Raw genomic sequence first — 20,370 nt, 5'->3', positions numbered from 1 at the left:
TCGTTCGCAGGTGCGAACGGTCGGCTCTCTTCTTTCCCGTCCGGCCCTGATCGGGACCGGGCTCGTGCTGGTGATGCTGCTCGCCGGGTTCGTCGGCTGGCGGCTGACCGGCGGGGGCGAGTACGTCGCGCCGACGCCGACCACCGCGCCGGTCGTGCGCGCCGACACCGAAGGAGCCCGGGCCTCGCTGGACGAGCTGGTCGAAGGCGTACGAGACGGGGCGGAGCCCGAGGGCGAGGATGCCGCCGCGGTGGCGGTGCGCAACGCCCGGGCCATCGGCATCGGGGATGTCACCGCGCGCTACCTCGCGGAGTCGGGCAGCGTGGACCCGGACGGCTCCTGGACGGCCGACGTCGAGATGTCGTGGCGCACCCCCGGCGACCCGACGCTGACCGAGGAGCTCCGGGTCGGCTTCGACGCCGACGGCGCGATCACCGGGTTCTCGGCGGCCCAGGGCACCCGGCTGCCGTTATGGCTCAGCGGCCCGGTCGAGGTGCGCCGCACCGGCTCCACCCTCGTGGTGGCCCAGGCCTCCGCGGAGGTCGCCGACCGCTACGCCGAGCTGGCCACCACCGCGGTCGCCGGGGTCCGCAAGGTGATCGCCTGGAAGGACCCGCGCCTGGTCCTCGAGGTGCCCGCGAACGGCCTCGACTCGGCGCTCGGCGCGCAGCCGGGCACCTACACCGCCGTCGCGGCGGTGACCGCGACCGTCGACGGGTCCACGAAGGCCGGTACCCCGCTGCACGTGTGGGTCAACCAGGGCGTCATCGGCGATCTCGACGCCCCGGGCGCCCAGATCGTCATCACCCACGAGGCCACCCACGCGGCCACCGACGCCGCGACCAACACCAGCCGGCCGATGTGGCTGGTCGAGGGCTTCGCCGACTACGTCGCGCTCCGCGACACCAAGCTGCCGTTGTCCAAGACCGCCGGCCAGATCCTCGCCCAGGTCCGCGAGAACGGCGCTCCCGACCACCTGCCGGGCAAGGCCGAGTTCAACACCCGCTCGGAGCACTTCGGCGCCGAGTACGAAGCCGCCTGGCTCGCCTGCGAGGTGCTCGCCGAGGCGGGTGGTGAGCAGGCTCTGGTCGATCTCTACGAGGAGACCGGGCGCGGCATCGGCCTGGAGAAGGCGCTGCAGGCCGGCTTCGGCTTCGGGGAGGACGAGCTGACCGCCCGCTGGCGGACCCATCTGTCAGAATCTGCGAAGTGATCACAACACGACGTGTGTCCTGGGTGGTTCTCGTCCTCGGGGCGGTCGCGTTCGTGGTGCTCGCCTGGGCGTTGATCCCGCGGCACCCCTACCCGGGCGGTCCGCTCGACCTGCCCGACGAGCGTGATGTGTTCACGGCCGACGAGCTGGAGCGGATGCTGGCCTACTCCGGCGCCGCTCGCTGGATCAGCCGGGCCTCGCTCCTCGTCTCGCTGGTGGTCGCCTGCGTGCTCGGGTTCACCTCGCTGGGCCGGCGTCTGGTGGCGCGGCTGCGTGGACCGTGGCTGCTGCGGGTGGTGCTCGCGGTCGCCGTGGTGACGTTCCTCGGCTGGATCGCGACGCTGCCGTTCGGCGTGGCGATCCACCGTCTGCAGATGCGCTACGGGCTGTCGCGGCAGGAGTGGGGGCCGTGGCTGGGCGACTCGCTGCTGAACCTGGTCGTCGGCATCGTGACGACCTCGCTGGCGCTGCTCGCCCTCTTCGCGTGTATCCGCTTCGCCCGGCGTTGGTGGCCGGCTGTCGCTGCCGCCCTGGTCGCGGCCCTGGTCGTGGTCGGCTCGTTCGTCTACCCGGTCGTCATCGAGCCGCTGTTCAACGACTTCGAGCCGCTGCCGCGCGGCCAGTTCCGCACCGAGGTGATGGACATCGCCGAGCGTGAGGGCGTCGAGCTCGACGATGTCTTGGTGGTCGACGCCTCCCGACGTACGACCTCGCTCAATGCGTACGTCACCGGCTTCGGCTCCACCCGCCGCGTCGTCCTCTACGACAACCTCGTCGACTCGCAGCGGGGCGCCGCCGCTCGCGGGGCGGTCCTCTCCGTCGTCGCCCACGAGCTCGCCCATGCCAAGCACGACGACGTCCTGGTCGGCACGGTCATCGGCGCCGCCGGCGCTGTCGCCGGCGTCGGACTCCTGGGCCTGCTGCTGTCCTACCGGCGCCAGGACCAGTACGCCACCCCCGAAGCCGTCCCGATGCTGATGGCGGTCTTCGCGCTGGCGAGCGTGCTGGCGATGCCGATCCAGAACGGCCTCAGCCGGCACGTCGAGGCCCGCGCGGACGTCGACGCGCTCCATGCCACCGGCGACCTCGAGTCCTTCATCCGGCTGCAGCACGACCTCGGTGCCCGCTCGCTCTCCGATCCCTCCCCGCAGGCCTGGTCGCAGTGGTGGTTCGGCTCTCACCCGACGACGTTGCAGCGGATCGCTATCGCTCATCGGGTGCTTGGCCAATAACGGCCGAGTCGGCGCATCCGACCCCTCTGGCTCGCTTCGCTTCGCCAGACACGGGGTCAGATGCGCCGACTCGGCGCCACGGGAACAGCTTTACTTCGCGTACAGCGCGTCTACCTCGTGGCTGAACTCGCGCATGACCACGTTGCGCTTGAGCTTGAGGCTGGGGGTGAGCTGGCCACCCTCCTCGGTCCAGGACTCGGGGATGATGACGAACTTGCGGATCGACTCGGCCTTCGAGACCGCCTTGTTGGCGTCGTCGACGGCGCCCTGGATCACGGCGCGCAGGTCGTCGTCCTCGACGAGGTCCTCGATGTTGCCGGACTTGCCGTTGGCCTCGGCCCAGGTGGGCAGGGCCTCGGGGTCGATGGTGACGATCGCGCCGATGAACGGCTGACCGTCGCCGACGACGACGCACTGGTCGACGAGCACGTGGGCGCGCAGGCGGTCCTCGAGGACGGCCGGGGCGACGTTCTTGCCGCCGGCGGTGACCAGGATCTCCTTCTTGCGGCCGGTGATCTTGACGAAGCCCTCGTCGTCGACCTCGCCGAGGTCGCCGGAGTGGAACCAGCCGTCCTCGGTCTTCGCCTCCGTGGTGGCGGCGGGGTTCTGCCAGTACTCCTTCAGCACCTGGCCACCCTTGAAGAGCAGCTCGCCGTCGTCGGCGACGCGCACCGAGGTGCCGGGAAGCGGCCGACCGACGGTGCCGATCTTGAACGCCTCGGGCAGGTTGACGGTGAGTGCGGCCGTGGTCTCGGTGAGGCCGTAGCCCTCCAGGACGGTGACGCCGATGCCGCGGTAGAAGTGGCCCAGACGCTCGCCGAGCGGGGCGCCGCCGGAGACCGCGTAGGAGCAGTTGCCGCCGAGCGCGGCGAGGAGCTTGCCGTAGACGAGCTTGGAGAACAGCTTGTGCTTGGCGGCGAGCAGGAACGGCGCCTTGCCGGTCTCGGTTGCCCGGGAGTATTCGATGGCGACCTCGGTGGCCATGTCGAAGATGCGGCCCTTGCCGTCGGCGACGGCCTTCTGGGAGGCGGTGTTGTAGACCTTCTCGAAGACCCGCGGCACGGCCAGCACGAAGGTCGGCTGGAAGGTGCCGAGGTCGGCGACGAGGTTCTTGATGTCGGGGGTGTGACCCAGCCGGGTGCGGGACTTGATGCAGCCGATCTGGATGATCCGCGCGAAGACGTGCGCCAGGGGCAGGAACAGCAGGGTCGAGCGGCCCTGGATGCTGAACAGGGCGTCGAGCGAGTCGACGACGACACCGAGCTCGAACATGAAGTTGCCATGGGTGAGCACGCAGCCCTTGGGGCGGCCGGTGGTGCCTGAGGTGTAGATCAGCGTCGCGGTGTCCTCGGGGGTGACCGCGCTGCGGCGGGCCTCGAGCTGCTCGTCGGTGATGTCGGTGCCGAGCTTGACCAGCAGGTCGACGGCGTTGTCGTTGATCGACCAGACGTTGTTGAGCGCGGTGCAGCCCGCGCGGACCTCGCTGATCCGGCTGATGTGGCCGGCGTCCTCGGCGATGACCGCGACGGTCGCGGAGTCCTGGAGGATCCACTCGATCTGCTCGGCCGAGGAAGTCTCGTAGATCGGCACCGTCGTCGCGCCGGCGAACCAGATCGCGTAGTCGATCAGCGTCCACTCGTAGCGCGTCTTCGAGAGCAGTGCGACCCGGTCCCCGGCGCCCACACCCGCCGCGATCAGTCCCTTGGCGACCGCCGAGACCTCGGCGAGGAACTCGGACGACGTCACGTCGACCCAGGTGCCGTCGGCGCCCGGTCGGCTGAGAACGGCGACATCGGGTGCCTCGGCGGCGTTGCGTACGACGTCGTCGCTCAGGCTGCCGGTGGGGGGAACAACGTACGTCGCGGGCGTGGAGAACTCACGCACAGGGGCCTCCGCATACTGATGGTAGGTGGGTACGAACCGGAGGTTACCCCGGTCACAGCCCGTCCATTTCACCGGGATGCTATCCGGTACGCTCCATGGCACCTAGCAAGTCAGGGAGTGAGGACACCACCGATGGCCGATCAGACCACCTCGACGATCGTGATCGAGGCCGCGCCCTCGGCAGTGATGGCGGTGATCGCGGACTTCAAGTCCTATCCGGCATGGGCGAAGGGCATGCAGGAGGTCAGCGTCCTCGAGACCGGCGTCGACGGGCGGGCCGAGCAGGTCCGTTTCGTGCTCGACGTCGCGCCGATCAAGGACGAGTACACCCTGGCCTACGACTGGGACGGGGACCGTCAGGTGACCTGGTCGCTGGTCAAGGGCAACCTGCTGCGCTCGATGGACGGTGCCTACGTGCTGCGCGACCTCGGTGGTCGCACCGAGGTCACCTACCGGCTCGCGCTCGACCTGAGCATCCCGCTGATCGGCATGCTCAAGCGCAAGGGCGAGAAGGTCCTGATCGACACCGCGCTGCGAGGCCTGAAGCAGAGGGTCGAAGCTTGAGGATCCTCCTCTTCACCGGCAAGGGCGGCGTCGGCAAGTCGACCGTCTCGGCCGGCACCGCGGCGATGTCCGCGGCCCGGGGGCTGCGCACGCTGGTCCTCTCGACCGATGCCGCCCACTCCCTGGGTGACGCCTTCGGCGTGGGGCACGCCCTCGGCTCGGAACCGGTCGCGGTCACCGAGCACCTCTACGTCCAGCACGTCGACGCCCAGCGCCGCTTCGAGGAGTCGTGGGCGGAGGTGCAGGGCTATCTGCTGAGCGTCCTGGACACGATCGGGGTGGACCGGATCGCGGCCGAGGAGCTGACCATCATCCCCGGTGCCGAGGAGGTCTTCGCGCTCCTGGAGCTCCGCCGGATGGCGGTCTCGGGGGAGTGGGACACGATCGTGGTCGACTGCGCCCCGACCGCCGAGACGCTGCGGCTGCTCGCCCTTCCCGAGGCACTGGGCTGGTATCTGGAGCGCATCCTCCCGGTGCAGCGCAAGATGGTGAAGGCGCTCAAGCCGGTCCTGACCAAGGCCGCCGGGGTGCCGATGCCCGGCGACTCCGTCTTCGACGCCCTGGTCCGGCTTCACGACGAGCTCGCGGAGGTCCGTGCCCTGCTGTCCGGCCCCGAGGCGTCCGTACGCATCGTGCTGACTCCCGAGCGGGTCGTGCTCGCCGAGGCACGACGGTCCTGGACGACGCTCTCCCTCTACGGCTACCGCGTCGACGGTGTCGTCGCCAACCGGATCTTCCCGGCCGGCGGCTCCGACGACTGGCGCGCCGGCTGGGTGAAGGCCCAGGACGACGTGCTCGGCGACGTCGGCGCCTCCTTCGAGGGTCTGCCCGTCTGGCGCTCGTTCTACCGACCGACCGAGCCGGTGGGGGTCGAGGACCTGCGCGAGGTCGCCGAGGCCGCGTACGCCTGGTCCGGCAGCATCGATCCGCTGGCCGTCCCCGACACCCCGGCGCCGTTCCGCACCTCGAGCGACGGCGAGGCGACCGTGGTCCATCTGGCCCTGCCCGGGCTGGCCCAGTGGGTCGAGCGCGACCAGGTGCAGCTGGGCCGCAACGGCGACGAGCTGGCGATCACCGTGGGGGCCTACCGGCGCCTGCTGACCCTTCCCGCCGCACTCGCCCGGATGCGCGTCAGCGGGGCGCGGGTCGAGGGCGGGGAGCTGCGGGTAACGTTTTCTCGTCCGACGACGAACACCGAGAGCGAGAAGTCGTGAGCGAGCAGCGCCACGAGTGGGCGGACGAGCCGTTGGGCTCGACCGCCGAGGAGCTCGGCCGGCTGATGGAGGCCATCGGCGAGTGGGCCAAGGACTCCCGGTTCGGCCACTTCACCGAGGCGGTCGGGGAGCATCTCGATACCGGGGCACCGGAGTGTGCCTACTGCCCGCTGTGCCGTACCGTACATGTCCTCCGGGAGTCGAGTCCGGAGGTCAAGGTGCACCTGGCCAGCGCTGCCGCATCGTTGATGCAGGCCGCGGTCACGGTGCTCAACGCAGCGGCCACGGGTCCGGGTGCTGGCCCTAGTGAAGGCGAGGATGCTCACAGTGATGGCGTGCGGGCTGATGAAGATGAGACCCGGGATTGGGCGCAGCGCTCTACGCGGGTCGACCGGATCGATCTCGACGGCTGGAGCTGAGGCATGACGACGAAGAAGCTCGCCTGTGGTGTCGACGTCGGTGGCACCAAGATCCTCGGCGGCGTCGTCGACCACGACGGCAACATCATCGAGGACCACCGCGTCGAGTCGCCGGCGAAGAGCCCGGAGGCCATCGAGGCCGCGATCATCGAGGTGGTCCAGGAGCTCAAGGCCCGCCACCCGATCGAGTGCGTCGGCATCGGCGCCGCGGGCTACATCGACAAGGGCCGCTCGACGGTCATGTTCGCGCCCAACATCGCCTGGCGTGACGTACCGCTCAAGGAGCGCCTGGAGAAGGTCCTCGAGCTGCCGGTCGTGATCGAGAACGACGCCAACGCGGCCGCGTGGGGCGAGTTCGAGTACGGCGCAGGTGCCGAGGTCGACAACATGATGCTGGTGACCGTCGGCACCGGTGTCGGCGGTGGCCTGGTGCTCGAGGGCGAGCTCTACCGCGGCGCCTTCGGCGTCGGCGCCGAGATCGGCCACATGCGGGTCGTGCCCAACGGCCACCTGTGCGGCTGCGGCAACCGCGGCTGCTGGGAGCAGTACGCCTCGGGGTCGGCCCTGGTGCGCAACGTCCGCTCCGCCGCGCGTGGTGGCTCCCTGCTGGCCCGTGACGTCCTGGACCGGGCCGAGGGTGACCTCGAGAAGATCAAGGGCCCCCTGATCACCGAGGCGGCCCGCGACGGGGACGCCTTCGCGATCGAGGCGCTGACCGACCTCGGCATCTGGCTCGGTGAGGGGATCGCCTCGATCGCGGCCGTGCTGGACCCGGCCGTCGTGGCCATCGGCGGGGGAGTGGCCGAGGCCGACGACCTGCTGCTCGGGCCCGCCCGGCGTGCCTTCCAGGCTCAGCTGACCGGCCGCGGACACCGGCCGATGCTCGACGTCCGCAAGGCGACGCTCGGCAACGAGGCCGGCCTGATCGGCGCGGCTGACCTGGCCCGCAAGTGAGCGACCTCGAGTGAGCCTGCACATCGGGGTCGACATCGGCGGCACCAAGGTGCTCGCGGCGGAGGTCTCGCCGGCCGGTGAGGTGCTCCGCACCGCTCAGCGGAGCACGCCCGGTCGCCGGGTCGAGCTCGAGCTGGTGGAGGACGCGCTGACCGAGGCGGTCACCGAGGTGGCCGCCGGCCGGCCCGTCGCCGGCGTCGGCCTGGCCGCCGCCGGGTTCGTCGATGCGGCCGGGGAGCGGGTCATGTTCGCCCCCCACCTGCCCTGGCGCGGCGAGCCGACTCTGACCCGGCTCTCCTCGCGATGGGGCACCCAGGTGGCGCTCGACAACGACGCCAACTGCGCCGCGCTGGCCGAGGTCGAGCTCGGCGCGGCCCGCGGCGTCGACTCCGCCCTGCTCATCACCCTCGGCACCGGCATCGGCGGCGCCGTGGTCCTGGACGGCCGGGTCGTCCGGGGTCGCAACGGCATGGCCGGCGAGTTCGGCCACATGCAGGTCGTACCCGGGGGTCTCCCGTGCGAGTGCGGTCTCACCGGCTGCTGGGAGCAGTACTCCTCCGGCAACGCGCTGGTCGCCTTCGTGCGTGCCCGCGTGGAGACCGAGGAGTACGCCGGCTGCGCGCTCGACGAGCTCGCCGCGGGCGACCCGCTCAAGATCACCGGCCCGGCGGTCACCGCCGCCGCGGCCCGCGGTGATGCGCTCGCACTGGCTGCGTACGAGTCGGTGGGGTCGTGGCTGGGCGTCGGGATGGCCGGTCTGGTGGCCGCCTTCGACCCCGAGCTGTTGGTCGTCGGTGGTGGGGTCTCGACCGCGGGCGACCTGCTGCTGGCGCCTGCGCGCACCGCTCTGGAGGCCTCGCTCGTCGGCCGCCTCCATCGCGAGGTGCCGCCGATCGTGGCGACCGCCTTCGGTGCCGAGGCCGGGGTCGTGGGCGCGAGCATCCTGGCCCGCCGCGCGACCGGCGAGAGCTAGACGCGAGCTCCGTCGTCCCAGGGGTCGCGGGGCTCGGACGGCATGGTCACCAGCAGGTAGACGAAGCCGGCCAGGAAGGCGGCGACCAGGCCACCGATGACCCAGCTGCTGAAGTTCCGGTCGGTGATCTGGGTGACCACGATCAGGACCAGCACGGCGACCGGCGCACCGAGCACACCGATCCACGCGAGCAGGCGCGCCGGGGTCGGCCTCGGCAGCGGCGGCGGGGGCGGTGGGACGTAGCCCTCCTCGTCGTCGCGCCACATGTCGTCATAGGAGTCCGGCTCGTCGACCGTCTCGACGATGTCGATCTTCTTCTCGAAGAGATCGCGGGCGACGGGCTCCTCCTCGAGAGCGGGGCGTTCGCCGTAGTTCTCGACGATCTCGCGCCATGCCTCGTCGTCCGACGAGTGGTCCTCCGAGGGCACGGAGGCGTCGTCGGAGGCCCCGGTCGTGTCCTCAGGCAGGTCGTCTCGGTCGCTCACTCCTCCAGCCTAGCCGGATCTCATGACAGGGTGCGGGAGTAGAAGTACCTGTCTCGTTATAGGCTGACCGGTCGAAGGCAATTAGGGAAGGCGATGGGGTGTCGACGAAGCTCTTCTACTCGTTCTTGAAGTGGGTCGCGATCGGCCCGCTGCTGCGAACCGTTTTCCGCCCGTCCTGGGAGGGTGTCGAGAACCTCCCGCGCAAGGGGCCGGCCATCCTGGCCAGCAACCACCTCTCCTACGCCGACTGGCTCTTCATGCCGCTCGGCTCGCCGCGAATGGTGCGGTTCGTGGCGAAGGCGGAGTACTTCACGGGCACGGGTGTGAAGGGCTTCCTGCAGCGTGCGTTCTTCAGCGGCACCGGCAACGTCCCGATCGACCGCTCCGGCGCCACCGCCGCCGAGGGCGCCCTGATCGCCGCCAAGCGGGTCCTGGGGGAGGGCGAGCTCTTCGGGATCTACCCCGAGGGCACCCGCTCCCACGACGGCAAGCTCTACCGGGGACGGACCGGCATCGCCAGGCTGGCTCTGGACACCGGTGCGCCGGTGATCCCGGTCGCCGTGATCGGCACCGACGTGATCGCGCCCCCGGGCAAGAAGCTCGGCAAGATCGTCAAGCCGCGGATCATCTACGGCAAGCCGCTGGACTTCTCGCGCTACGAGGGCATGACCAACGACCGCTACATCCTGCGCGCGATCACCGACGAGATCGTCTACGAGATCCTGAAGCTCTCCGGCCAGGAGTACGTCGACATGTACGCCACCGAGGCCAAGAAGCTGGCCGACGGCAAGAAGCCCGCGAAGAAGTCCTCCGGTCCCACCAAGGCTGGACCTACCAAGGACGTCGCCTGACGATCCACTCGTCCCACCCGTTCCCGACGCCGGAGGATCCGGTACGCCGGTTGCGTGGTCGTCTGGGTGGGCGGGTGTCGCTGTGGACCTCCGGCTCTGCCGGTTCCGGGGCCGGGCTCACGGTCTCCTCGCTGATGGTGGCCAACGGCTCACCCGGAGCCGTCCTCGGCCTGCTCGATCCCGACTCGGACCTGCGCGACGAGCTCGAGGAGACCGGCGTGGGGGTCGTGTCGCTGCTCCACTGGCGCCACCGCGACCTCGCCGAGGCGTTCGGGGGCACCGCCCCCGCTCCCGGCGGCGCGTTCCGCTCCGGGGAGTGGGAGACGACCGAGTTCGGCGCTCGGCTCGCCGATGCGCCGACCTGGGCCGGCGTACGCCTGGTGTCGATGACCGAAATCGGCTGGTCGGCGCTGGCGACGTGCGAGATCGTGGCGCTGGAGGTCGGTGACGACACCGACCCGCTGGTCCACCGGCACGGGAGGTATGAGCGATGATCGAGGGCTATCTGCGGCGGCTCGGCTTCGAGCAGCGGCCGGAGGCGACGTACGAGACGCTGGTCGAGCTCCATCATCGCCATCTCGACACGCTTCCCTACGACAATCTCTCGATCATGCTCGCGGCCATCGGCGCGGTGAGCACGCCTGACCCGGTGGACCCGGTGGAGACGCTCGACCGGGTCGCCGCCGGCGGCAACGCGGGCTACTGCTTCCACCACAACGGCCTGGTCGCGCTTGTTGCGGAGGAGCTGGGCTTCGATGTCGTACGCCGTCCCGGCCAGCTGATCGAGACGACCGGTCCGAGCGGTGAGCTCGACCATCTCGCCTTCGAGGTCCGAGGGCTGCCGACGGCGGAGAACCCGGGCGGTCGCTGGTGGCCAGACCTGGGTTTCGGCGACGCCTTCCGGGACCCGTTGCCGCTGGTCGACGGACACTTCCGGCAGAACGGCTTCATCTACCGGCTGGTGCGGGTGGGCGAGGACGGCTGGACGTTCCACCACGATCCGGCAGGCTCGTTCCACGGCAACCTGATCCGCGGTGTGGTCGAGCTGGACGAGGTCGCGGCGAGGCATCCAGTGCTCTCGACCCCGCCAGGTCCCTACACCAGCAAGCTCGTGGTGCAGCGGCGCGACGCGACCGGGGCCGACACGGTCCGATCGATCCGCCACACCCGGATCGGCGAGGGCGCGACCACCCGCGAGCTGCGCGACTTCGCGGAGTGGTTGGCAGCCCTGGAGGGCCTCGGGCTCTCGTTCGCCGGGATCGAGGAGGACGCGCTGCGCGAGCTCCACAAGCGACAGGCTGCCGACTACGACGAGTGGTTGCTGACCCGATGAGCGAGCTCCTCGACATCGCCGCCGAGCTCTACGGGCTGCCGCTGGCCGACTTCACTCCGGAGCGCGACGCGCGGGTCAAGAGCCTGAAGGGGACGCCCCTGGCGGGTCCGGTCAAGGCGCTGAAGAAGCCCTCGACCGCGGCGTGGGTGGTGAACCTGCTCGTGCGCTACGAGACCGAGCAGGTCGAGCAGGTGATCTCGGTCGGCGCCCTGCTGCGCGAGGCGCAGACGGGCATGGACGCGGCTCAGCTGCGGGAGCTCACCAAGCAGCGGCGCCAGTTGACCGCGGCGGTGACGACCCGGGCGCGCGGCCTCGCGCGCGAGCACGGTCTCCGGGTGACGGAGGCGGTGGCGACCCAGGCCGAGGCCACGCTGACCGCGGCCATGATCGACGAGTCCGCCGCCCAGGCCGTACGCAGCGGGCTGCTGGTCTCCGCGTTGGCCGCCACCGGGGTCGACGCCGTGGACGCGGCTGGTTCGGTCGCCCTGGCCGAGGCCCTGGGCTTCGAGGTCCCCGAGGTCGTCCCGCCGCCCCCGGAGCCGCTGCGGGCGGTCCCGGACCTGCCCGACACGGCGGCGCTCGACGATGCCCGGGAGGCGCTCACGGAGGCCGAGTCCGCGCTCTCCGGTGCGGAGGAGAAGCGTGAGAAGGCCAGGTCGGCCTTCAAGGATGTCGAGGCGAGATCGCTCCAGGTGAAGTCGGAGATCGAGGAGCTCCGCCGCCGGCTGGCGGACCTGGAGTCGAGTGCCGCCGATGTCGACGACGAGCTCACCGAGGCGGAGGACGCCCGCGAAGCGGCTGAGACCGCGGTCTCGGAGGCGGCTGCTGCCAGGGACTCCGCGGCCGCCGAGGTGGAGCGCCTCGGCGGATAGGCCGCTTGGCTCTTCGTGGACGGGGTGAATGTCGAGCGTTTTGGTCGACTATTCTGGTGGGGTGACCGAGACTGCCGCCGACTCCGCCCTCGCCGATCGCTACCGCGATCCCGCGCTCACCACTCTGGCCACGACCAGTGCGGTGATCGAGCACCAGCTCCGGCACCGCTCGGTGCGATCCTTCCTGGCTGATCCGGTCGCCGACGAGCAGCTCACTGCGATCGTGGCGGCTGCCTCCTCGGCGCCGACCTCGTCCAACCTGCAGACCTGGAGCGTGGTCGCCGTACGCGAGCCGGCCCGCAAGGCGCGGCTGGCCGAGCTGGCCGGTGACCAGGCCTTCATCGCGGCCGCGCCGCTCTTCCTGCTCTGGATCGCCGACCTCAGCCGAGCGCGGGGGCTCGCGGTCGCTGCCGGGACGCGGGTCGAGGCGACCGACTACCTGGAGTCGACCCTGCTCGGCGTCATCGACGCCACCCTCGCTGCTCAGAACGCCATCGTCGCCGCCTCCTCGCTCGGCCTCGGCACCGTCTGCGTCGGCGGCGCCCGCAACCACCCCGAGGAGATCGCCGCCGAGCTCGGCCTGCCGTCCGGCGCGTTCGTGGTCTTCGGGCTCGCCGTCGGGGTGCCGGACCCGGCGGAGCCGGCCGCGGTCAAGCCCCGGCTGCCTCAGTCCGTGGTGCTGCACCACGAGACCTACTCGCCCCCGGCCGCCGACGACCTCGCCGCGTACGACGCCCGTCTCGGCAGCTACAACGCCACCTACGGTCTCGGCGGCGGCTGGTCCGAGCGCGTCCTCGCCCGGCTCGTCGGTCCCGCCAGCATGGCCGGCCGACACCGGCTCCGGGCGCAGCTCGAGCGGCTCGGGTTCGCCGGCCGCTGACTCAGATGACCTTCCGCATCCGGACCAGTGGGACCGGGGCGCCGCCGCGGTCGTCGGTGATCCGCTCGACCGGTTCGAAGCCGTACGCCCGGTAGAGCGGCTCGCCGGACAGCGTGCCCATCAGTTCCAGGGTCGTGAAGCCCTCCGCTGCCGCTGCTCGTTCGCACAGCTCCAGGATCAGCCTGCCTACGCCGCGTCTGGCGAACGCCGGGTTGGTGTACATCGCCCGCACCCGGGCTGCGTCGTGCGTCGGGTTCAGGAGAGCCGGTTCTCGCCCGGGGGTGTGGTCGCCGCCGTAGAGCGTCGCGCGCCTGCTCCAGCCGCCGCAGCCGGCGATCTCGTCGGCCTCTTCGACCACAAAATAGGTCTTGTCTTCGATCAGCTGGGTGTCGATGCCCATCACTGTTCTGCTCGAGGTGATCTGGGCTTGTGTCAGGAAGCCCTTCTGGAGGTCTGCGATCGACTTGTCCATGATCTCTGTCAAGGTTGGGATGTCTTCTACGGTGGCTACGCGGTGGGTGAAGGGCACGGGGTGAGCCTGCCATCTCGGTGGTCGGGCCGTCTCCTCGCTGGTCGAGCCGCCGGAGCCGCTAGGCGGAGGCGTGTCGAGACCAACACGGTTCGCTTGCCAGGGAAGGCTCGCTTAGCGACTGTTCTTCGTTTCAGGGTTCGCCGCCGACCCGGTCTTTGAGTGTTTCTCGATCGGGCGCCGCGTCAAGGACGCCCTGCGGGCGCCGGCTTCGCCGGCCGCTTCGCGGTCCTTGACTCGACACCCGATCGAGAAAGATTTCGCCATTATCGGGGCGGCGGCGAGAGAGTGGCGCGGAGTTCACGTGACTTGTTCGCGGACTGCGTAACTGTCATCTGACCAGCACAAATAAGTCGCGCGATACTGGACGATCGCATATAATAACGCCCATGTACGAGGCCATCGACCACCTCCTCGACGGGCCACCTCCGGGTGCGTCCGAGGGTGAGTTGGTCGACTGGATCAGTCGTCTCGAAGCGGTGAAGTGCACCGCTGAGGCTGTGCAGGTACAGGCGGCGGTACGTCTCGAGGAAGCCGTCCGGGCGCGCCAGGCCGAGGCGGGAGTTCCCGCCCGGAAGCTCGGCGAAGGGGTCGCCTCCCAGGTCGCGTTGGCGCGACGGGTCTCACCCGAGAAGGGCGCCAAGCTGCTCGGCCTGGCGAAGATCCTGATCGCCGAGATGCCGCACACCTTCGCGCTCATGAAGGCGGGGTTGTTCTCGCAATGGCAGGCCACCATCCTGGCGCGTGAGACCGCGTGCCTGTCGGTCGAGGACCGTCGGGTCATCGACCATCGGCTCTGCGCCCTCGGGCCCGACGGTGAGGCGCCGCAGGTGGTGGTGATGGGGCTGCGGCAGCTCGAGAACGCCGCCAAGAAGCTCGCCATCACCCTCGACCAGGCCTCCGTCGTGGCCCGGGCCGCGAACGCCGTCAAGGACCGTCGGGTCAGTCTGCGGCCCGCACCCGACACCATGACCTGGCTCGGTGCGCTGTTGCCGGTCAAGGACGGCGTCGCCGTCTTCGCCGCCCTCGATCAGGCAGCGAAGGCTGCCCATGCGGCGGGTGATGAGCGGACGCGGGGTCAGGTCATGGCCGACACCCTGGTCGACCGGGTCACCGGCCGCAGCACCGCTGGTGCCAAGCCCCGGATCGAGGTCAAGATCGTGATGACCGCCGACTCCCTCACCAACGACGCCGACCAGCCCGCGATGGTCGAGGGCTACGGACCCGTCCCCGCAGCCTGGGCCCGCGACGCACTCACCGATGCGGAGGTCTTCGTCCGGCGGCTGTTCACCGACCCGGCCGGGCAACTGGTCGCGATGGAGTCCCGCTCGCGCAGGGCACCCGACGGGCTGGCCGAGTTCATCACCACCCGCGACGGCGGGGTTTGTCGCACCAACGGCTGTGATGCCCCGATCCGCAACATCGACCACGTCGAACGGCATGCCGACGGCGGCGAAACCAGCGCTCAGAATCTCCAGGGGTTGTGCGAAAGGTGCAACCAGGCCAAGGAAGCCATCGGCTGGCAAGCCCGACCAGGACCCGACGGCAGCATCACCACCATCACACCCACGGGCCACACCTACACGAGCCCACCACCCGACACCTGGGCACAATCCCCACCGACCTGGTCACGAGCCGAGTTCGGGCTGCGCGATGTGCTGCTCGACTACATGGACGCGGCCTGAGCGAGCGCTCAGACCTCCTCGACGACGTCCTCTCCGGAGGCGGGGTCGTAGAGGTAGACCTGCTCACCCGCACGGGGGTCGCGCGCGGAGAGCACGTGGAAGGTGGGGGAGGCCGGGTCGGCGAGGTCGACGACGGTCGCGCCGGCGCCGAGCACGCCGCGTACGAGGTGTGGGGGAGCGGTGGTGTCGATGCGGGTGACGATGCCGGGGGTCACCCAGACGGGTACGCCGGCGAGGAATCCGCTGACCTGGAAGTGCAGGTGTCCGGTGAGGATGGCGCGTACGTCGCTGCTGCGCACCACGCGGCCGAGGGCGGAGATGTTCTGGAGCACTACGTCGGCGACGTAGGGGAGCGAGGCGAGATGGAGGGGCGGATGGTGGAGGACGAGGACGGTTCCGTCGCGAGTCGGCGTCGCCAGCTCGTTCGCGAGGCAGGTCAGCTGGTGCTCGTCCAGGAAGCCGTGGGTCTTGCCGGGGACCAGGCTGTCGATGGTGATGACCCGCAGCTCACCCAGGAAGCTGACCGCCGCGCACAGGTCCGAGTCCGGATCCAGCAGGCGACCGCGGTCGCTCCCGTCCGGGTCCCGGTGTCCGCTGCCGAGCACCTCGCGGAACGGGCCGCGGGCATCGTGGTTGCCCGTCGAGTAGAGGTGCGGGATGCCGCGCTCGGCCGCGAACGCGCCCACCCGCTCGAGCACCGCGCCGCATCCGGCTGCCGAGCCGTCGTCGGCGATGTCGCCGCTGACGACGACGGCGTCCAGGCCGGGCACGTGGCGGGCGTCGCGCAGGATGGCCTCGAGAGCGGCGACGGCGTCGACACCGTCCATGTCGACGCCGCTCGCGGAGACATGGGTGTCGGAGAGATGAAGGATCCGGGTCACGTGGTGAAGGCTGCTATGCGGACCTCGGCGACGCCGTCGGTCTCGCTCACGACGGCGACATCGAGGTAGTGGGCGTCCACCTCGTCCCCGACCTGGGTGAGGTCGACCTGGACGCAGGCGACCGCGTCGGTGCAGCCGGTCTCGCCCAGGACCGGGGCGCCGGGAAGCTGCGAGAGCCAGGCGTCGAGATCGGCGCGGGAGACGGTCATCGTGCCCTCGATCCGCCAGTCCTGGAAGCCGAGGTAGGTGCAGGTCGCGGCCGATGCGCCGGTCGGCAGGCCGGACTGACCGACCGACTGGGCGAGATCGGCGCAGTCGGCCTTCGTCGGCTCGGCCGAGGAGCGGACGTCCGAGTCGAACGTGGCGAGCAGCCCGACGAGTCCGATGAGTCCGATCACCGTGATCACCACGAACACGGCGACCGCCACGAGCGCCCACCCCCACCACGGGAGCGTGCGCCGTGAGGTGCTCATGCCCACTGCTTGGAGCGCTCGACGGCCCTGGTCCAGGAGGCGTACGCCTCATCGGCCGCCTCGCGACGCGAGGCGTCGGGAGAGAAGGTGCGGTCCAGGGCCCAGGTCTCGCGGATCTCGTCGAAGGAGGACCACACGCCGACCCCGAGGCCGGCGAGGAAGGCTGCGCCCAGACCGGTGGTCTCGACGTAGCGGGGCCGGGAGACGTCGACGCCGAGCTGGTCGGCCTGCAGCTGGCACAGCAGGTCGTTGGCGGCCGCACCCCCGTCGACGTTGAGCGAGGCGACGGGAGTCGGCATGGTGGCCATCACGTCGCGTACCTCGAAGGTGATCGCCTCCAGGGTCGCCCGCACGACGTGGGCCCGGGTGGTGCCGCGGGTGATGCCGATGATCGTGCCGCGGGCGTCGGGGTCCCAGTGCGGAGCGCCCAGACCGGTCAGCGCGGGCACGAACACGACGCCCTCGGACGAGGTGACGGTGCGCGCCAGGGCCTCGGTCTCCGCGGCCGACCCGATGATCTGCAGGCCGTCGCGCAGCCACTGCACCGCGGCGCCGGTCACGAAGATCGAGCCTTCCAGGACGTAGGTCACCTCACCGGACGGCGACATCCAACCCGGCGAGGTGAGCAGGCCGGAGTCCGATCGCTGCGGCGTGGTGCCGGTGTTGGTCAGCACGAACGAGCCGGTGCCGTAGGTGCACTTGGAGTCGCCCACCTCGAACGCTGCCTGCCCGAACAGCGCCGCCTGCTGGTCCCCGGCGACCCCGGCGATCGGCAGCGAGATATCCAGGAAGGAGCGTGGGTCGGTGACCACGCCCTCGCCCCAGTTGGGGCCGATCTCGGGCAGCGCGTCGCGCGGCACCCCGAACAGGTCGCACAGCTCGTCGGACCAGTCGTTGGCGCCGATGTCGAACAGCAGCGTCCGCGACGCGTTCGAGACGTCGGTGACGCGGTGCAGGCCGCGGGTCATCCGGGCGATCAGGTAGGAGTCGACGGTGCCGATCGCGTAGCGCCCCGACTCCACGTGCGTCCAGGTGTGCGGCTCGTTCTCACGGATCCAGGCCAGCTTCGTCGCGCTGAAGTAGGGGTCCAGGCGGAGCCCGGTCAGCTCCCGGACACGGGCGTCGTGGTCCGCCATCGAGGAGCACATCGCGGTGGTGCGCCGGTCCTGCCACACGATCGCCCGCCGCGGCGAGCCGAGCGTCTCCCGGTCCCACAGCACGACCGTCTCGCGCTGGTTGGTGATCCCGATGCCGACGAGGTCGTCCTTGCCGTGGGCCGCGAGGACCGTACGGCACGCCTCCAGGGTCGCCTGCCAGATCCCCTCGGGCACGTGCTCGACCCGGCCCGGGCTGGGGAAGAGCTGGTCGAACTCCTCATAGCCCCGGGCCGCGACCTCGCCCTTCTCGGTCACGATCAGGGCGGTGACACCGGTGGTGCCGGCGTCGATGGCGAGGATCGCGCTCACTTCGGCGTCCTGACGATGTCGAGGATGCGCCGGTCGATCCAGGACAGGTCCTCCGCCACCCGCATCTCGTAGTTCTCGGTGGCGACCCAGGCGAGGAAGCCCGAGGCGCCGTTCGCCGCGGCGTACGTCTCCACCTCGGCCTCGATCTCGGGGGTGACCTGCACCTTCTCGGCCTCGGTCGACGCGGTCAGGTAGAAGTCGCTGAGGTCCAGGAGCCGCTTCAGCTCGGTGATCGGCGCCGCGTGGTCGTCGACCCGGAGGTCGGCCGCGATGTCGTCGTTGCCGCCGTAGCCGGCCTCCTCGCGCACCACCAGGAGAGCCGCGCTCTGCCGCCCGCGGCTGTCGCCGCCCGCCTCGTCGCCCGCGGCCAGGGCCGCCAGCAGCCGGTGCTGCAGCGGCTCCTCGGGGGAGGAGGCCAGCCAGGCGGCCTCCATCGCCTCGACCACCTCGGGGCCGGTGAGGATGTTGCCCTGGATCGCGTACGCCCCGTCCTCGGTGGAGCCGGTCCGACCGCCCGCCCAGTCGAAGCAGGACGATCCGGTGTGGGACGCGGCGTTGCCGTCGACGTCGACGATGCCGACCTGACGGTGGTCCCGTCGCTCGTCCTCCTCCAGCAGCCTCTCGAGGGCGACCGAAGCGGTCGCACCCTCGTCGAGGTGGGCGAGCGCGAGACCCTTGTAGGCGACGTTGGCCTCGGCCTGGGTGGCGATGGCTCCGACCCCCGCGACAGCGGCCGGGACGGCCGATCCGACGGCGAGGAACTTCGAAGCGACGGCCACACCCCAGGTGGGCTCCCCGGTGCCTGGATCAACTGCTCTGGCGACGATGGAGAAGGTCATGGCAGCGACCCTATCCACGAAATTTCGGCTGGTTACGGCGTGTTTACGAATTGTCGTACACCTAACGGCGACGTTGGGCTTTGATTGAGGGATCTCTTCATCCCAATTTCGGAACTGAGTTTCGAACGTGACCAGGAAGGACGTCATGACAACCCTGGCGAAAGAAGAAGCACCCGAGCTGAAGAGAGTGATGGGGCCCTGGCTCCTTCTGCTCTTCATCGTCGGTGACATCCTGGGAGCCGGCGTCTACGCCGTCACCGGGACCATGGCCGGCTACGTGGGCGGCATCCTGTGGCTGCCGTTCCTGCTCGCCTTCGTGGTGGCCACCATGACGGCGTACTCCTACCTGGAGCTGGTGACCAAGTACCCCAGCGCGGCAGGCGCCGCGCTCTACACGCACAAGGCGTTCGGCTTCCACTTCCTCACCTTCATGGTGACCTTCGCGGTCGCCTGCTCGGGCATCACCAGCGCGTCCACCTCGGCGAACACGCTGGCCCAGAACTTCTTCGGTGGTCTGGAGATCAACGGCTGGATGGACGCGCCCAGCGAGGGCGTCGTCACTCTGGTCGCGTTGGGCTTCATGGTCCTGCTCGCGCTGATCAACCTGCGTGGCGTGGGCGAGAGCGTGAAGTTCAACATCGTCCTCACCCTCGTCGAGATGGTCGCCCTGTGCATCGTCATCGGCGTCGGCTTCTACGTGATCGCCCAGGGCGAGGCCGACATGGCCGAGCTGATCTCCTTCGACGACTACAACAACATGGGCGTCGTCTTCGCGGTCACCGCCGCCACCTCGGTCGCCTTCTTCGCGATGGTCGGCTTCGAGGACGCCGTCAACATGGTCGAGGAGACCAAGGAGCCCGAGCGGATCTTCCCGCGCACCATGTTCATGGGTCTGGGTGCCGCAGCGATCCTCTACATCCTGGTCGCGGTCTCGGTCGTCAGCGTGCTGACGCCGGGCGAGCTCGAGACGATCCGGGAGTCCGAGGGCCGGGCGCTGCTCGAGGTGGTCGCCAAGGGTGCTCCCGACTTCCCGATCGACAAGGTGTTCCCGTTCCTGGCGGTCTTCGCCGTCGCCAACACGGCGCTGATCAACATGCTGATGGCCAGCCGCCTGGTCTACGGCATGGCCAAGCAGCGGGTGCTGCCCAAGCAGCTGGGCGCGGTCCTGCCCGGCCGCCGCACGCCCTACATCGCCATCATCTTCACCACGCTGCTGGCACTCGGCCTGATCTGGTACGTCTCCAGCGACCCGGACAGCAACATCGTCTCCAACCTCGGCTCGACGACCGCGCTGCTCCTGCTGTGCGTCTTCGCGATCGTCAACATCGCCTGCGTGGTCCTGCGCAACCAGCGGGCCGACACCGACAAGGTGTTCTTCACCGCGCCGAGGTACTTGCCGCCCATCGCGGCGATCCTGTGCATCTACCTGGCCGGCCCGTGGGTCGACCGCGACGGGATCGTCTACGAGATCGCCGGCGGCCTGATGGTCATCGGCGTGATCCTGTGGGCGATCACGTGGCTCGTCAACAAGTTCGCCAACAAGGACGACGAGCCGCCGCACTTCAGCGACATCGAGCACATGGACGTCAACCCGGAGGACGACAAGTAACCGGGTGACTTCGA

21 protein-coding genes are annotated in these 20,370 nt (G+C 70.1%); 14 read left to right on the top strand and 7 right to left on the bottom strand.

Annotated elements, in window-relative coordinates; genetic code table 11:
- Positions 1 to 10: 10 nt before the first annotated feature.
- Together ACIRON_RS04270 and ACIRON_RS04265 are read left to right on the top strand one after the other, a co-directional pair.
- A complete protein-coding gene (locus ACIRON_RS04270; RefSeq protein ID WP_402989388.1) occupies positions 11 to 1,213 on the top strand; it encodes a hypothetical protein in 1,203 nt (400 codons plus the stop codon).
- Positions 1,210 to 2,445 (top strand): M48 family metallopeptidase, encoded by a 1,236-nt coding sequence (locus ACIRON_RS04265; RefSeq protein WP_402989385.1) that lies wholly within the window; start codon positions 1,210 to 1,212, stop codon positions 2,443 to 2,445. The genes ACIRON_RS04270 and ACIRON_RS04265 overlap by 4 nt, the downstream gene beginning before the upstream one ends.
- Before the next feature lie 90 nt (positions 2,446 to 2,535).
- Here the strand turns inward: ACIRON_RS04265 and ACIRON_RS04260 are convergent, their stop codons facing one another.
- Positions 2,536 to 4,329, bottom strand: a complete 1,794-nt coding sequence (locus tag ACIRON_RS04260) for an AMP-dependent synthetase/ligase (protein ID WP_402989382.1) — start codon at positions 4,327 to 4,329, stop codon at positions 2,536 to 2,538.
- A 132-nt stretch (positions 4,330 to 4,461) separates the two neighbouring features.
- Here ACIRON_RS04260 and ACIRON_RS04255 point away from each other — a divergent pair, with 132 nt between their 5' ends.
- The 5 genes from ACIRON_RS04255 to ACIRON_RS04235 are packed head-to-tail and all read left to right on the top strand — an operon-like array spanning position 4,462 to position 8,453.
- Complete coding sequence (locus ACIRON_RS04255; protein ID WP_091049990.1) at positions 4,462 to 4,893, top strand: SRPBCC family protein; 432 nt, start codon at positions 4,462 to 4,464, stop codon at positions 4,891 to 4,893.
- A complete protein-coding gene (locus ACIRON_RS04250; RefSeq protein WP_402989378.1) occupies positions 4,890 to 6,107 on the top strand; it encodes an ArsA family ATPase in 1,218 nt (405 codons plus the stop codon). Before ACIRON_RS04255 ends, ACIRON_RS04250 begins: the two co-directional genes overlap by 4 nt.
- Complete coding sequence (locus ACIRON_RS04245) at positions 6,104 to 6,526, top strand: hypothetical protein (protein ID WP_402989375.1); 423 nt, start codon at positions 6,104 to 6,106, stop codon at positions 6,524 to 6,526. The genes ACIRON_RS04250 and ACIRON_RS04245 overlap by 4 nt, the downstream gene beginning before the upstream one ends.
- Before the next feature lie 3 nt (positions 6,527 to 6,529).
- Entirely contained in the window at positions 6,530 to 7,480 is a 951-nt protein-coding gene (locus ACIRON_RS04240; RefSeq protein ID WP_402989372.1) for an ROK family glucokinase, read from the top strand.
- Between the two features lie 10 nt (positions 7,481 to 7,490).
- Positions 7,491 to 8,453, top strand: a complete 963-nt coding sequence (locus ACIRON_RS04235; RefSeq protein WP_402989369.1) for an ROK family protein — start codon at positions 7,491 to 7,493, stop codon at positions 8,451 to 8,453.
- Here ACIRON_RS04235 and ACIRON_RS04230 read toward each other — a convergent pair.
- Positions 8,450 to 8,938, bottom strand: coding sequence for a hypothetical protein (locus ACIRON_RS04230; protein ID WP_091050002.1), 489 nt, complete (start codon positions 8,936 to 8,938; stop codon positions 8,450 to 8,452). The two genes, ACIRON_RS04235 and ACIRON_RS04230, sit on opposite strands and share 4 nt — an antisense overlap.
- A gap of 98 nt (positions 8,939 to 9,036) precedes the next feature.
- Between ACIRON_RS04230 and ACIRON_RS04225 the strand changes: the two genes are divergently transcribed.
- The 5 genes from ACIRON_RS04225 to ACIRON_RS04205 all read left to right on the top strand — a co-directional run bounded on the left by ACIRON_RS04225 (position 9,037) and on the right by ACIRON_RS04205 (position 12,874).
- Positions 9,037 to 9,789 (top strand): 1-acyl-sn-glycerol-3-phosphate acyltransferase, encoded by a 753-nt coding sequence (locus ACIRON_RS04225; protein ID WP_091050004.1) that lies wholly within the window; start codon positions 9,037 to 9,039, stop codon positions 9,787 to 9,789.
- A gap of 50 nt (positions 9,790 to 9,839) precedes the next feature.
- On the top strand, positions 9,840 to 10,283 hold the full coding sequence (locus tag ACIRON_RS04220) for a flavin reductase family protein (RefSeq protein WP_256328710.1): 444 nt from the start codon (positions 9,840 to 9,842) through the stop codon (positions 10,281 to 10,283).
- Positions 10,280 to 11,122 carry an arylamine N-acetyltransferase gene (locus tag ACIRON_RS04215; protein ID WP_402989364.1) on the top strand — a complete coding sequence of 281 codons (843 nt, stop codon included), beginning with the start codon at positions 10,280 to 10,282 and terminating at the stop codon, positions 11,120 to 11,122. Before ACIRON_RS04220 ends, ACIRON_RS04215 begins: the two co-directional genes overlap by 4 nt.
- Positions 11,119 to 11,994 (top strand): hypothetical protein, encoded by an 876-nt coding sequence (locus ACIRON_RS04210; protein WP_402989361.1) that lies wholly within the window; start codon positions 11,119 to 11,121, stop codon positions 11,992 to 11,994. The genes ACIRON_RS04215 and ACIRON_RS04210 overlap by 4 nt, the downstream gene beginning before the upstream one ends.
- Positions 11,995 to 12,055: 61 nt before the next feature.
- Positions 12,056 to 12,874, top strand: a complete 819-nt coding sequence (locus ACIRON_RS04205; protein ID WP_402989358.1) for an NADPH-dependent oxidoreductase — start codon at positions 12,056 to 12,058, stop codon at positions 12,872 to 12,874.
- Position 12,875: 1 nt separating this feature from the next.
- Here the strand turns inward: ACIRON_RS04205 and ACIRON_RS04200 are convergent, their stop codons facing one another.
- Positions 12,876 to 13,346: a GNAT family N-acetyltransferase gene (locus ACIRON_RS04200; protein ID WP_402989355.1), complete on the bottom strand. Its 471-nt coding sequence runs from the start codon at positions 13,344 to 13,346 to the stop codon at positions 12,876 to 12,878.
- A 446-nt stretch (positions 13,347 to 13,792) separates the two neighbouring features.
- Between ACIRON_RS04200 and ACIRON_RS04195 the strand changes: the two genes are divergently transcribed.
- Entirely contained in the window at positions 13,793 to 15,088 is a 1,296-nt protein-coding gene (locus ACIRON_RS04195) for a DUF222 domain-containing protein (RefSeq protein WP_402989353.1), read from the top strand.
- A gap of 8 nt (positions 15,089 to 15,096) precedes the next feature.
- Here ACIRON_RS04195 and ACIRON_RS04190 read toward each other — a convergent pair whose 3' ends face one another.
- The 4 genes from ACIRON_RS04190 to ACIRON_RS04175 are packed head-to-tail and all read right to left on the bottom strand — an operon-like array spanning position 15,097 to position 18,747.
- On the bottom strand, positions 15,097 to 15,969 hold the full coding sequence (locus ACIRON_RS04190; RefSeq protein WP_402989350.1) for a metallophosphoesterase: 873 nt from the start codon (positions 15,967 to 15,969) through the stop codon (positions 15,097 to 15,099).
- Complete coding sequence (locus ACIRON_RS04185) at positions 15,966 to 16,442, bottom strand: hypothetical protein (RefSeq protein WP_402989347.1); 477 nt, start codon at positions 16,440 to 16,442, stop codon at positions 15,966 to 15,968. The genes ACIRON_RS04190 and ACIRON_RS04185 overlap by 4 nt, the downstream gene beginning before the upstream one ends.
- Complete coding sequence (locus ACIRON_RS04180; RefSeq protein ID WP_402989344.1) at positions 16,439 to 17,908, bottom strand: FGGY family carbohydrate kinase; 1,470 nt, start codon at positions 17,906 to 17,908, stop codon at positions 16,439 to 16,441. The genes ACIRON_RS04185 and ACIRON_RS04180 overlap by 4 nt, the downstream gene beginning before the upstream one ends.
- Positions 17,905 to 18,747: a DUF1028 domain-containing protein gene (locus ACIRON_RS04175; protein WP_091046346.1), complete on the bottom strand. Its 843-nt coding sequence runs from the start codon at positions 18,745 to 18,747 to the stop codon at positions 17,905 to 17,907. The genes ACIRON_RS04180 and ACIRON_RS04175 overlap by 4 nt, the downstream gene beginning before the upstream one ends.
- A 145-nt stretch (positions 18,748 to 18,892) precedes the next feature.
- Between ACIRON_RS04175 and ACIRON_RS04170 the strand changes: the two genes are divergently transcribed.
- The gene (locus ACIRON_RS04170) at positions 18,893 to 20,356 is read left to right on the top strand and encodes an APC family permease (RefSeq protein WP_402989341.1); all 1,464 of its coding nucleotides are present in this window, start codon (positions 18,893 to 18,895) and stop codon (positions 20,354 to 20,356) included.
- Positions 20,357 to 20,370: the final 14 nt, after the last annotated feature.

Origin of the sequence: Nocardioides sp. NPDC101246 (assembly GCF_044767415.1) — a bacterium.
In the GTDB taxonomy this organism is placed as follows: domain Bacteria; phylum Actinomycetota; class Actinomycetes; order Propionibacteriales; family Nocardioidaceae; genus Nocardioides.
Note: the sequence above shows the minus strand (reverse complement) of the source record. Positions and strands in the feature narration are given on the sequence as shown.

Coding starts and splice junctions, on each gene's coding strand:
- ACIRON_RS04210 (WP_402989361.1), top strand. CDS start 11,119: ATGAGCGAGCTCCTCGACATCGCCGCCGAGCTCTACGGGCTGCCGCTG.
- ACIRON_RS04200 (WP_402989355.1), bottom strand. CDS start 13,346: ATGGACAAGTCGATCGCAGACCTCCAGAAGGGCTTCCTGACACAAGCC.
- ACIRON_RS04170 (WP_402989341.1), top strand. CDS start 18,893: ATGACAACCCTGGCGAAAGAAGAAGCACCCGAGCTGAAGAGAGTGATG.
- ACIRON_RS04240 (WP_402989372.1), top strand. CDS start 6,530: ATGACGACGAAGAAGCTCGCCTGTGGTGTCGACGTCGGTGGCACCAAG.
- ACIRON_RS04255 (WP_091049990.1), top strand. CDS start 4,462: ATGGCCGATCAGACCACCTCGACGATCGTGATCGAGGCCGCGCCCTCG.
- ACIRON_RS04185 (WP_402989347.1), bottom strand. CDS start 16,442: ATGAGCACCTCACGGCGCACGCTCCCGTGGTGGGGGTGGGCGCTCGTG.
- ACIRON_RS04215 (WP_402989364.1), top strand. CDS start 10,280: ATGATCGAGGGCTATCTGCGGCGGCTCGGCTTCGAGCAGCGGCCGGAG.
- ACIRON_RS04175 (WP_091046346.1), bottom strand. CDS start 18,747: ATGACCTTCTCCATCGTCGCCAGAGCAGTTGATCCAGGCACCGGGGAG.
- ACIRON_RS04195 (WP_402989353.1), top strand. CDS start 13,793: ATGTACGAGGCCATCGACCACCTCCTCGACGGGCCACCTCCGGGTGCG.